The organism is Bacteroides xylanisolvens XB1A, from assembly GCF_000210075.1.
In the GTDB taxonomy this organism is placed as follows: Bacteria; Bacteroidota; Bacteroidia; order Bacteroidales; family Bacteroidaceae; genus Bacteroides; species Bacteroides xylanisolvens.
Window position 1 is genome coordinate 581,568 of the sequence record NC_021017.1, and the last position, 13,189, is coordinate 594,756.

10 protein-coding genes are annotated in these 13,189 nt (G+C 41.0%); 2 read left to right on the top strand and 8 right to left on the bottom strand.

All coding sequences use genetic code 11. The features are described 5' to 3' along the window. Positions 1-201: 201 nt before the first annotated feature. From BXY_RS02310 to BXY_RS02320, 3 genes are all read right to left on the bottom strand, one after another. Positions 202-672 carry a helix-turn-helix domain-containing protein gene (locus BXY_RS02310; RefSeq protein WP_008022368.1) on the bottom strand — a complete coding sequence of 157 codons (471 nt, stop codon included), beginning with the start codon at positions 670-672 and terminating at the stop codon, positions 202-204. Between the two features lie 1,212 nt (positions 673-1,884). Then, positions 1,885-2,904 carry a DNA polymerase III subunit delta gene (holA, locus tag BXY_RS02315; protein WP_015531118.1) on the bottom strand — a complete coding sequence of 340 codons (1,020 nt, stop codon included), beginning with the start codon at positions 2,902-2,904 and terminating at the stop codon, positions 1,885-1,887. 24 nt (positions 2,905-2,928) lie between these two features. Further along, on the bottom strand, positions 2,929-3,705 hold the full coding sequence (locus BXY_RS02320) for an AMP nucleosidase (RefSeq protein ID WP_004312914.1): 777 nt from the start codon (positions 3,703-3,705) through the stop codon (positions 2,929-2,931). 63 nt (positions 3,706-3,768) lie between these two features. Between BXY_RS02320 and BXY_RS02325 the strand changes: the two genes are divergently transcribed. After that, the gene (locus BXY_RS02325; RefSeq protein ID WP_008022371.1) at positions 3,769-4,218 is read left to right on the top strand and encodes a type I restriction enzyme HsdR N-terminal domain-containing protein; all 450 of its coding nucleotides are present in this window, start codon (positions 3,769-3,771) and stop codon (positions 4,216-4,218) included. A 165-nt stretch (positions 4,219-4,383) separates the two neighbouring features. Here the strand turns inward: BXY_RS02325 and BXY_RS02330 are convergent, their stop codons facing one another. The 5 genes from BXY_RS02330 to BXY_RS02350 all read right to left on the bottom strand — a co-directional run bounded on the left by BXY_RS02330 (position 4,384) and on the right by BXY_RS02350 (position 12,396). Beyond that, a complete protein-coding gene (locus BXY_RS02330; protein ID WP_015531119.1) occupies positions 4,384-7,539 on the bottom strand; it encodes an efflux RND transporter permease subunit in 3,156 nt (1,051 codons plus the stop codon). Between the two features lie 140 nt (positions 7,540-7,679). Then, positions 7,680-8,813, bottom strand: a complete 1,134-nt coding sequence (locus BXY_RS02335) for an efflux RND transporter periplasmic adaptor subunit (protein WP_015531120.1) — start codon at positions 8,811-8,813, stop codon at positions 7,680-7,682. A 34-nt stretch (positions 8,814-8,847) separates the two neighbouring features. Continuing rightward, the gene (locus tag BXY_RS02340) at positions 8,848-10,245 is read right to left on the bottom strand and encodes an efflux transporter outer membrane subunit (RefSeq protein ID WP_134993557.1); all 1,398 of its coding nucleotides are present in this window, start codon (positions 10,243-10,245) and stop codon (positions 8,848-8,850) included. Positions 10,246-10,465: 220 nt separating this feature from the next. Next, positions 10,466-11,296 (bottom strand): zinc ribbon domain-containing protein, encoded by an 831-nt coding sequence (locus tag BXY_RS02345; protein ID WP_004312909.1) that lies wholly within the window; start codon positions 11,294-11,296, stop codon positions 10,466-10,468. Positions 11,297-11,301: 5 nt separating this feature from the next. Next, entirely contained in the window at positions 11,302-12,396 is a 1,095-nt protein-coding gene (locus BXY_RS02350; protein WP_015531122.1) for a Nif3-like dinuclear metal center hexameric protein, read from the bottom strand. A gap of 280 nt (positions 12,397-12,676) precedes the next feature. Between BXY_RS02350 and BXY_RS02355 the strand changes: the two genes are divergently transcribed. Continuing rightward, a complete protein-coding gene (locus tag BXY_RS02355; protein ID WP_004312907.1) occupies positions 12,677-13,180 on the top strand; it encodes an RNA polymerase sigma factor in 504 nt (167 codons plus the stop codon). Positions 13,181-13,189: the final 9 nt, after the last annotated feature.

Genomic DNA, 13,189 nt, shown 5'->3' on the forward strand with positions numbered 1-13,189 from the left:
ATTTCTGCAAACTGCCCAGGTAACATTTCGGGCAGTAATGACTGAGACGTCAATTTTAGCAATACATAGTTTGCATTCAATCTGATATTCTCGGTCACTGTCAGATCTAAAATAAATTTCTTCATGTATGGATATAAAAGTATAAATTCGTATTCCGGGTGCAAAGATACAGGAAATTGCTCAAACCACCGATTTTACTCTTTATTTTTCAGGCCTAAACGTCTCATAGGTATTATCATCAAAAAATATTCTTATTTCCGTGATTTTCCTGGCAGGCTTTTCTATATACCTAATCTCTTGTTTTACAATCTCTTTAGGGGCATTTTCAGCGTTTCTTAATGGCATTTCCTTACGATTTTCCGGAATAGCCGGCTCTTTGGACGAATTTATGAGATTCTCGTCGAATAAAGAAGGCAGATAATCGCTATTAGAAGAAGAAAAAGATGTCTCTTCTTCAGATACCATCATTTCGCCCTCTCCATAAAGCAACCATTCAAGATTTACATAGTCATACTTTTGATGAACCTTCATTATGACATCTAAACTGGGTTTATTCCGGCCATTTAAAATATGAGAGAGAGTAGATTGTTGTACTCCGATTGTTTTAGCAAAAACTTTAGGAGGAACTTTTTCTCTCTCCATTATCATTCTGATTCTGTCTTTTATTTCCATACTACCTTCTTTTTAGTACAATTGTATGTGTTATGCACCTGATTCACAAAAATACGTATTACATCATTGATAATACAAAGGTAAATATTTAGATTCACAAAAACAAATCACAAATATAAAAATATTAATATTACAAAAGTATACAATATTCTACAATTCAAATATTACGTTTGTAATTCAAATAAAAAGAGTAAATATAAACATATATCATTAATTGAATAATTTCATATAAAACACAGATATATAGATATATAACAAAGTTAATTGCAAACCAAACGCGGCTATTCACAAATATACATACTACCCAAACGAGGCTTTTATAGTACAAATTGATAAAATAATATATAATACGCTAGTTAACAAGCGAATAAACAGTAGACTATTATTTGTTAATAGCAATATAACCACATTCGTACATGTAATATTAGTATTGTGATTTCATAAATACACTATTGTGAATGCTTGTTCTTTATCACATTTGTATCTTATTCACATTAGTACTTTATACATTGATAACAGATCAAATATACAAAAGTAAATATTGATAGTTGCAAAAGCAATAAAAGGAAGAAATCAACCCATACTTTACCAATGTATATTACTATTTTTGTCTAATCATCCTTTACAATTTTCTCTAAAAAGAAAATCCTTGCGATATTTCTGTACCAATCTCCAGATATTTATTTTTTTTCGATTCTAGAAGGCTTATTTTTCGCATAAATAAATGATATACAAGAAATTAAGCCCAATAAAGTGAATCTATATTTCTATTAAACTAGAAAAAAGTCATGTTGCAACAATCAAATATAGTCTGAACTATCAAAATGACATTAATGGGCAACTTTAGAAAAAGAGAAAATCTCCATTCTCACTATAAAATGGTAGCATCAAAATCTAAAATGCTTTTTTGATAAAACTCAAGGATCAGTAAACTTTTCTCGTTAAAAAATTCAAGCTTTAGATTTAATGAAAATGTATTTTCTGAAAAGATAGGGCAATATAAAATTAAAAAAACTGTTTGTGTGATTAGCCAAACAGTAACTCTATAAAACGATGAAATAACTAATTTTATTTGTAAAAATAATCACAGAAAATAGTGAGGAGTCTTTTTGAAATAAGTATAATTGCGGAAATATAAAAAAGACATATACTCCCCATTTCTATCTATGGTAAAAGTATATGTCTGATGATATATGTAATTCTTAATTCGAGTTAATGCAAAATTTTAAACACCAGCTCGCGAAGAATATCTCCATCTGTCATAGAACTGTTTTGGACTCCTTTAGATTTTGCATCAGCATATCGTATTTCTCCAACAATTTGCATCGTCTTTACTCCACTATATTTTCGCATTGCCGCCATATAATCCCGAGCCTGCCATGGAGTTCTTAATCCTAGCATGTTTGCAATTCCCTGCTCTGATTTATCCGGTGCATAATAAGTTAACATCAAGTTGGAATAAAAGCTAAATAATAGAGACAGCGTCATTTGGATTGGATTTGTTTTCGGATTTTCCTCAAAATATTTTATTATTTTGTTCGCTTTCAATATATCCTTTTCCACTAAAGCACTGCGCAATTCAAAGTTATTATAGTCTTTGCTTATGCCGATATTCTTTTCTATCTGTTCAGGAGTAACACGTTTTTGTCCAGCAGGTAAAGTGATAATCAACTTTTCAAGTTCTCCGGTCAGACGACTTAAATCCGAACCTACAAAATCAGCAAGCATAAAAGTTGCCTTCGGTTCCATATCAACCCCTTTTCGTTTCATATATGAAGCGATAAAACCGGGAAGTTGCGCATCTTTGATTTTTTTAGACTCAAACAATACACCTGTTTTTTCCACCTCGGCAGCTAACTTCTTTCTACGATCTAAAGTTCCATGCTTATGGCATATCACTAAGATAGTGGAAAGCAAAGGCTTTTGAAGATAATATGACAACTCCTCCATATTACGCACGGCCTGCGCTTCCTTAACGACTACTACTTGATGTTCTGACATCATGGGATAACGCTTTGCGGCATTTATAATCGTTGCCACATCCACATCAGCACCATACACAACAGTCAGGTTGAATTCTTTTTCCGTTTCACTCAACACATTATCTGTTATGTAATCTGCAATCAAGTCGATATAATACGACTCTTCTCCCATCAGGTAATAGACAGGGCGATACTGCTTTGCTCTCAATTCCTTGAGGATGTCATCACAGGTCAATTCTTGTTTTGCCATATATATTTTTTCAGAAAGACCGGATTACCAGTCGAATTTCAAGTGTTTAACAGTTTTCTTTTCATCAATAATCATACGCAGAGAAGCAATGCCAATTTCAACATGCTCTTCTACATAATTTCTGGTCACCAAATTATCGCTTTTATCCGTTTTCACTCCATCGGGAGTCATTGGCTGATCAGATACCAATAATAATGCACCGGTAGGAATATGATTGGCAAAGCCACAACTAAACAGAGTTGCAGTTTCCATATCGACTGCCATAGCCCGTGTCTTTGTCAGATATTCTTTGAACGCATCATCATGTTCCCAAATACGACGGTTAGTGGTATATACAGTACCGGTCCAATAGTCGCGGCCTTTGTCACGAATGGATGAAGAAACGGCACGCTGCAACATAAATGCAGGCAACGCAGGAACTTCGGGAGGAAAATAATCATTAGAAGTTCCCTCCCCACGGATAGCCGCAATAGGAAGAATCAAATCACCAAGCTGGTTTTTCTTGTCGATACCACCACATTTTCCGAGGAATAAACATGCTTTGGGGCGAATAGCACCCAGCAAGTCCATGATGATAGCAGCATTGGGACTTCCCATACCGAAGTTGATCATTGTGATACCTTCGGCAGAAGCAGAAATCATATTTGCGTCCCTTCCTAAAATAGGAACATTAAACTGATTTGCGAAAATCTCGACGTACTTGTTGAAGTTAGTCAACAGAATATACTCTCCAAAATCCTCCAGGTTACGTTTTGTGTAACGCGGCAGCCAATTAGCTACGATTTCTTCTTTTGTTTTCATAATTATCTATTAAATTTGTGCTCCCAATAATGGGAACCATTATTTAACTTACAAAAATAATAAATGTTATCGTTAAACCTACCAGTATTCGACACTAAAATAAACGTACGAAACGGAAAAAATGTAATTTTCGACGTTATTCGTAAACGATATGTCGCCCTTACCCCTGAAGAATGGGTACGCCAACACTTTGTTCACTTTCTTATTGCACACAAAGGATATCCGACTACCCTTCTTGCCAATGAAGTAATGGTGAAGTTGAACGGTACTACCAAACGATGCGATACAGTACTTTACCGGAGGGATTTATCAGCCCGGATGATTGTAGAATATAAAGCACCACACATTGAAATAACGCAAGCTGTTTTCGATCAGATCACCCGATATAATATGGTACTGAAAGTAGATTACCTGATTGTCAGCAACGGAATGCAACATTATTGCTGCCGTATGGATTATGAACATCAGAGCTATACGTTCCTCCAGGATATTCCTGATTACCATTCTTTATAAAATAATCCGCTGTATTCACCTTAAAAAACAGCCTTGCCGACAAGAATAAAATAGCGTCACTATCCCCTCAAGATAGTGACGCTATTTGCCTACTATGGTGACGCTATCCCGAACAGATAGCGTCACTATACCAACTACCCTTCCAGACAGTCTTCAAACGGCTTTTTACTTCTGCGTTGCAGCATCTTTCCCGCCACCATCATCTGCTTTCTTTTTACTGAACCGCTCTTGCAATTTCTGCATCAATTCGTAAAAATTAGGAATATAAATAGTAGCCAATAAAGTATTCATAGCCATACCGAACACAACAGCGGCTCCCAATGCTATACGACTTTGCGCACCTGCGCCGGTAGCGAACAACAACGGCATCACTCCTAGTACAAAAGCAAAAGATGTCATCAGGATCGGACGCAAGCGGACATGTCCCGCTTCAAAAGCAGCTTCCCGAATCGAATTACCTTCGGCACGGAAATCACGGGCAAATTCCACTATCAAAATTCCATTCTTTGCCGAAAGCGCAACAAGCAGAATGATACCGATTTGCGTATAAATACTGACCGGAGTTCCCATAATCAGACAGCCAATCATAGCACCCAATAATGCGACCGGCAATCCGATAACGGCTGCCACAGGGCTGGTCCAGCTTTCATACTGTGCAGCAAGTACCAAGAAAGCAACAATTAGAGCCATCACGAGTACAATGGTAGTCGTATTTCCTGCCTGTGTTTCCTGATAAGCCACAGAAGTCCATTCATATCCAAACTCATCTCCCAGCTGTTCCTTAAATAATGCTTCCACTTCCTGAATAGCCTGCCCGGTGCTACTTCCCGGAGCAACGTTACAAGTCAGAGAAGCAGTCGAGTACATATTATAACGGTTTATTTGATCCTGTCCTAACTGTTCCTCCACTTTGGTGAAAGAAGAAAAAGGTACCATCTCTCCTGCCGCATTCGGCACACTTAGTTTCAAGACATCATCAATCACGCGCTGTGCCTGATCCCGTGCCTCAATCTTCACTTGATAGATACGTCCGAATTCAACAAAATCATTCACATAAGCCGCTCCCATATAATAGCCCAATGTAGAGAACACATCATTCAAGGCAATCCCCATAAACTGCACTTTATCACGATCAATATTCAAGAAATACTGCGGAACATTTGCCTGATACTGACTGGACACAGATCCTAAAGCCGGTTTAGAATGATAAGAAGCAAGCAACGCATTGATAGCTTGTTGCATTTCCGTCGGTCCCAGATTACGCCGGTCTTCCAACTGAAGTTGCAAACCGCCGGAAGCACCCAGTCCCGGAATAGCCGGAGGAACCATCGCAAATACTTCCGCAGCCTGAATAGTCATATACGCTTCACCATTAAAACGGTTGACTACGGCAGCAGCCGTATGCTCCTTCCCTTTCCTTTCATCCCAGTTTTTCAGTACCACAAAATAAGTTGCCGAGTTGCTCTGCTCGCCGCCACCCATTATCGAGAAGCCGGAAATGCCAATATAATTCTTCACTTCCGGATAAGAATCCAGAATTGCATTAACCTTATCTCCCACTGCCTGCGTACGTTCAAGGCTGGCTGCAGGCGGAAGTTGAACAACAGCAATAAAATATCCGTCATCCTCGTCCGGAATGAAAGTAGACGGCCAATGCATAAAGAGCAATACAGCAATAACAGTCAAGGCACCGTAGGAAACAAGAGCCATTCCGGGACGCTGAAGCAACCATTTGACAATCTTGTCATACACTCCTTGCGTCTTGTCGTATGCTTTATTGAAACCTTTGTATATAAAGAAGTTAGAAGGTTTGCTCTTTTCAAGAAACAACGCACAGAGCGCAGGAGTCAACGTCAACGAATTGAAACCGCTCAACACGGTAGAAGCGGCAATGGTCAATGCAAACTGCTTATACAACTGCCCTGAAATTCCACTAATCATCATCGTTGGAATAAACACAGCCAGCAATACAAGCACTACCCCGACAATCGGGCCTGTAATCTCTCCCATCGCTTTCGTTACCGCTTCGCGGGGGGAGTACTGCCCGGTTTCCAGTAACCTCGAAGCATTCTCCACCACCACTATCGCGTCATCCACCACAATGGCAACTGCCAGAATCAGCCCGAACAACGTCAGTGTATTGATAGAGAAACCAAATGCCGCCATCACGGCAAATGTACCAATCAACGATACCGGGATGGTAATACAAGGAATAATCACAGCCCTCCAATTCTGCAAGAACAGGAAAATAACGAGAATCACCAGCAAAGTCGTTTCAAAGAATGTGACCATCACTTCATCAATAGAAGCATGGATCACATCGGTCGTATCCAAAGTGACATTATACGAAACTCCTTTCGGGAAACTTGCCGCCAATTCCTCCATTTTAGCCTTCACTCCTTTGGATACATCCAGCGAATTGGAACCCGGTTGCTGGTAAATAGCAATGGCAGCCGTAGGTTTTCCATTCAATCGTGACACTACGCTATATGACGCAGACCCCAAGTCGATGCGTGCAATATCCTTCAGGCGAAGCATCGCTCCGTTCTGTTCGCGGCGGATAATAATATCGCCGAACTGTTCTGGAGATTTCAATCGTCCCTGGACATTCAATGTATACTGAAAAGCATTATTATTATCCTGCCCGATAGGTTGACCGATATATCCGGCAGATACTTCCACATTCTGCGACTGGATAGACTGATAAACCTGTTGCGGTGAAATATTCCGTATACGCATAGCCTCCGGATCGAGCCAGATGCGCATCGAATAGTCCCCCGCTCCCATAACATTCACAGCACCCACTCCGGGCACACGTGTCAGCTGGTCTACTAAATTCAGTTTGGCATAATTACTCAGATACAGGCTATTGTATACAGAATCCTGCGAAGTCATTGTCAGGAACATCACAATGTTTGAAGACTGTTTCTGCACAGTGACTCCTTGCACCACTACCGGTTCCGGCAGTGATGATTGCGCGATACTTACCCTGTTTTGTACCTGCACAGTTGCCATATCGATGTCCGTACCGACAGCGAATGTAATGGTCAGAGAATACGCTCCCGAAGAGGAAGAATTGGAAGACATATAAAGCATACCATCTACACCATTCACCTGCTGTTCGATAGGAATACCCACTGTTTGGGCAACAGTTTCAGCATTTGCCCCGGGATAAACGGCAGAGACCTGCACCGTTGGCGGCGTGATCTCCGGAAATTGCGCCACAGGCAATATATTGAGTGTGACCAGACCGGCTACTACAATAAGCAGGGCAAGGACAGTAGCAAATATCGGTCGGTTGATAAAAAACTTAGAAAACATAATATATAGGTTTAAAAGCAGCCTCTCCACAGCCTTCTCCCAAAGAGAGGGAGCAAGAAGTTACCTTTGTTAATTAATCGGTTTTAAGTACATCACCTTTATTGATTTCATTTGTTAGTCAATCAGTTAGCAAAGAGACTTTACTTTTCTCTCTTGGGAAGAGAATCAGGAAGAGGCTTTATCTTCATTCCGTCTCTGACTTTCATCAAAGCCTCTGTGACATACTGTTCTTGCGGAGAAAGTCCTCCCACTACCTGCCGTAAAGTGCCGTCGACCAACTGCCCTATTTCAATATGCCGGTAATGAACTATATTCGAATCATTTACAACATATAAATATTTGCCCAACTGATCGGTCCCGATAGAACCTTCTTTCACCAGCACCGCATTTTTAGCTTCTCCATAAGGTAAAGTAATGCTTACATACAACCCACTCTTCAATATCCCTTTCGGATTATCAAAATTGGCACGAACCGTCAGCGTTCCTGTATTCAAATCTACATTGGGTGAAAGATAGTCGAGGGCAGCCGGATAAGTTTCAGTTCCCTCCTTTCCCAGTTGAACCATTATTTTCTGCGGAAGATTGGCAGGTAATTGTTGGTTATCCATAGCCATCGTCAACCATTGATTATCAGCTACATTGAAGTAAGCATACATCTGATTATCCTTATAAATAGTAGCCAATGTAACCGGCTGCAACGAGCCGCCTACATAACTTCCTACATCTACCGTCGCCTTACTGATAGTGCCATCAAACGGCGCACGAACATAACAATATCCCAAGTTTGTACGGGCGGTGCTCAAAGCAGCTTCCGCATTGCTGACAGCTGCAACCCCTTCTGCCACAGACGATTCCGCCTGAAGTACCTGTATCTGACTGACAGCATCACTCTTTACAGCCTCTTTCATACGACTATAATTATTACGGGCATATTCCAGTTGAGCCTGGGCGGTTTTCAGCTCTGCTTCTGCCTGCTCCACCTTGTCTTTATATAAGGTAGGTTCAATGATAAACAACAATTGTCCTTGTTTCACCCGTCCGCCGGGGACATACGAGGTAGACTGCAAGGTTCCGTTCACTCGGGCCACAAGATTCACCGTTTTTTCAGTTGTCAGATAGCCCGGGTAATCTTTCGTCAAAGTAATATCCTCCACTATGGGTTTGGTCACGCTAATTTCCGGAGTTGGCATACCTCCCATCGCTCCTGTACTTTTCTTCTCCTTACAACCTGTCAATATAGGCAGTGCAAGAAAGATATACATCAGTTTTTTCATATCTGTTAGGTTATATATTTTTTGATTGATTTTTTTATTCTCTCCAACCGCCTCCCAAAGCCTTGTAGAGGGCTATCAGTTGCAAAAGTGAACTCCCTTGTGCCTGTACCAGCTGATTCTCGTAAGATAACAGAGAACGTTGCGCATCGAGTACGTTTTGGAAAGGCGAGAGTCCCTGCTTGTACAATTCCAGTGAAAGTTTCAATGTCTCAATCCCTTGATTACGCACTTCCCGCAGGGCGACAATCTGTTTGATTGAATTCCGGTAGCCATTCATAGCGTTGTCAGTCTCCTGTACGGCAGTCAAAACCGTCTGGTTAAACTGATTAATCGCTTCATCCAGTTGCGCTTTTGCCAGTCGGGTTGCGTTCACCAACTGTCCTCCGTTGAAAATAGTCCAGCTCAATGACGGAGCGATTTCATAAGTCATACTTTTACTTTTGGTGAGATCCTTCAAATCACGGGCGGCATACCCAAATGATCCTTTCAAGAAAACTTTCGGCAACCAATCCGCTTTCGAGGCTCCGAGCAATGCCGCTTGTGCATTCACGCTCAATTCCGCACCTCGTACATCAGGCCGTCTCAATAACAAATCGACAGGTAGCCCCACTCCGATCGGTTCCATGTAATCGGGCAGTGTTCCGCCGGATTCGAGAACCGGACGAATGTCCTGCGGATACATTCCCAATAAAACGGCCAATGTCGTTATATACTGATTGATACCCGCTTCCAGTTGAGGAATGGAGGCTTTCGTATTATACAACACAGACTTAGCCTGTGCCACATCGAGCTTGGCAACAAGTCCGGTATTATAGCGTACTTCCGTGATTTTCAAAACTTCCTCCTGCGAAGCACTGTTTTTCTTCACCACTTCAAGTTCTTGTTGCAATTCCCTTAGATTGATATAGACCGAGGCTACCTCCGCAGCCAACGAAACCATAACACCTGTGTACTCTTCCTTACTGGCGGCAAAATTCTCTTTCTGTGCTTTTACCCGCTTGCGGATACTGCCAAAGATATCCAACTCCCAACTCATACTCAACGAAGCATCATAATAATGATCCGTTGTTTGAGGTAGCGAACTGGTATTTCCACTTGTTTCCTGACGAGTCCACCCTGCATTCAGTCCGATGGAAGGTAAGAAATTACTACGTTCTATCCAAAGATTGGCACGAGCAGCGGCTATACGGTTGATTGCCATCGCAACAGAATAATTACGATCTACTGCCAGAGCTATCAAAGAGTCCAGTTTGGCGTCTTGAAATGACTTCCACCAATGGTCATCCACCGGAAGTATCTGTTGAAACACTTCCCCGCTCTCTTCCCAATCGTTAGGGAGCGGAGCTTTCAAATAACGGTTTGCAGTCTGTCCAACCGCAGTTACAGTTGAAAGAAACATAAGGAGCGATGTGCCCCACACTCGTATACTCATATCAGTTCAGGTTTTTATGAAATGAAAAGATAACAACTAAAGGGTAAGTTTGTTTACCGGAGTAAAATTGGAGTAAAACTCCCACGCGACGCAATATTATTTTGAAGTATTCGATTCCCCTTTATACGGGCACTTACTAAAACAAAAAAAGCCCCGCATTGCTGCAGGGCTTACTTTATATCTCAAAATAGTAACTTTACTTACTACTTCACTGCTTTCTTTATTCAGCAGTTTTTCTTCTGATAGCTCTTTTGGTAGTAGTTGCCGGAGCTTCTTCCACCTTGTGTTCGATTTGTACACCAGCCAATTCCGGGTCAATCATAATACGTCCGCAGTATTCGCAAACGATTACTTTCTTACGAGAACGGATATCCAGCTGTCTCTGGGGCGGAATCTTGTTAAAGCAACCACCACATGCGTCACGTTGCACATACACAATACCCAATCCGTTACGAGAGTTCTTGCGGATACGTTTGAAAGACTGCAACAGACGTGGTTCAATCTTAGTTTCCAAGTCTTTAGCTTTGTCTCTCAATTTCTCTTCTTCCTGTTTGGTTTCAGAGATAATTTCATCCAGTTCGCTCTTTTTCTGCTCCAGGTCTTTCATTCTTTCGTTAAGAATCTGATCGTTCTTGGTCACTTCAGCCTCTTTTTCTTCTTTATCAGCAGAATATTCTTTGATTCTCTTTTCGCAAAGTTCGATCTCCAATGTCTGGAATTCGATTTCCTTTGTCAAGAAGTCATATTCACGGTTGTTGCGAACATTGTCTTGTTGTGACTTATATTTTTCTACTGAAGCCTTTGCTGTTTCAATTTCTACTCTCTTGCCGGCAATAGCAGATTTCAGTTCATCCACTTCAGCTTTGATCTTGTCGATACGGGTACTCAAACCGGCAATTTCATCTTCAAGGTCTTGCACTTCCAACGGAAGTTCACCTCTCAATGTCTTGATTTCATCAATCTTAGACAACATCGTTTGCAGTTGGAACAGTGTCTTCAGTTTCTGTTCTACCGTCAACTCATTCGGATCTTTTTTTGCTTCTCTAGCCATTTTACTTATAAATATTTTATGGGATTCGTATTTATTTTACTCAATTGGAGTGCAAAATTAGGAAATAAATCCCGGATTATGGAATAAAAAATTTCTTTTGTATATTGTTCGCTTTCGTAATGACCAATCTCTGCCATCAGAATATCTTCTTCATGACCGAAATAATCATGATATTTAATTTCACCGGTAATAAAAACATCCGCTCCCGACCAGATTGCCTGTGGAAGCAAAAATGCACCTGCACCGCCGCACAATGCCACTCTCTGTATCTCTCTTCCCTTCAGCTTGTTGTGACGCAAACATCCCACTTCGAATGTCTTCTTGATGCGTTTCAAAAATTCGAGCTCTGTCTCCGATTCATCCAATTCACCGACAATTCCCGATCCCGCCTGCGACCAGTCGTTCAATAAAGGATAAATGTCGAATGCCGGTTCCTCATAAGGATGGGCAGCCAATAAAGCCTTGATGGTTTCCGCCTTTTTAAAGGAAGGAAGAATCGTTTCAATCCTCACCTCCTCTTCGTGGTGCAGTTCTCCGATTGTTCCACAGAAAGGATGCGTTCCCTCTTTTGCACGGAAAGTTCCCTCTCCTTTCAGATTGTAACTGCATGAATCATAGTCGCCTATATTTCCGCATCCGGCAGCAAACAGTGCTTCGCGTACCGCGTCAGCTTGTGCGTAAGGGACAAACGTCACCAACTTAACCAAGTTATTCTCTTTCGGCTCAAGCACTTTCAAATTCTTCAATCCGATTTTTTCGGCTATCTTATAATTGACTCCACCTTGCGCATTATCCAGATTGGTATGCGCCGAATAGATCACAATATCATTCTTTATTGCTTTCAATATACAGCGTTCCACATAATCCTTGCCCGTAATGGATTTATACCCTTTAAAAATCAGCGGATGATGAGATATGACGAGATTGTAACCCAACGCGATCGCTTCATCCAACACAGCTTCAGTAACGTCAAGACACAACAAAGCCCCTGTTGCTTCCGCTTCTGTCAATCCGATTTGCAGGCCGGCATTATCAAAGCCGTCTTGCAATGGCAGAGGCGCGAATCGTTCAAGGGCGCTTACTATTTGCTTAATTTTCATTATTTGGTAGAAAATTTGGTTGCAAATATAATAAATTAAAAAGGAATAATCATACTAAACGGTCGTTTTTTAGAGAATTTATCGTTATCCGTTTTCTTGAGACCACCGTAAAAGATATCAAACACCACCCGAAAACTATCAAATAAGACCTAAAAACTATCCGATGATAGAAATTCCCCTAAATTCCGTCGGATTCTCCCCTAGCGGGATCGAAAAAATACCTTAAACTTGCAACATCAAAATTTTAACAACGAATACTCACATTTTAAAAACAACACATATGAAAAGTTTAAGCTTCAGAAAAGACTTGGTAGGCGTTCAGGAAGAACTACTACGTTTCGCATACAAACTGACAACAGACCGCGAAGAAGCGAACGATTTGCTGCAGGAAACCTCACTAAAAGCATTAGATAACGAAGAGAAATATACACCTGATACAAATTTCAAAGGATGGATGTATACCATCATGCGCAACATCTTTATCAATAACTATCGCAAGGTAGTTCGTGACCAGACATTTATTGACCATACGGACAATCTCTACCATCTTAATTTACCGCAAGATGCAGGGTTTGAAAGTACGGAAAAGACATACGACCTGAAAGAGATGCACCGCGTAGTCAATGCTCTTCCGAAAGAATACAGAGTTCCGTTCGCCATGCACGTTTCCGGATTCAAATACCGCGAAATTGCAGAAAAACTGAATCTTCCGTTGGGCACTGTAAAGAGCCGTATCTTCTTCACACGCCAGAAATTACAGGAAGAACTGAAAGATTTCCGCTAAACCCTAACT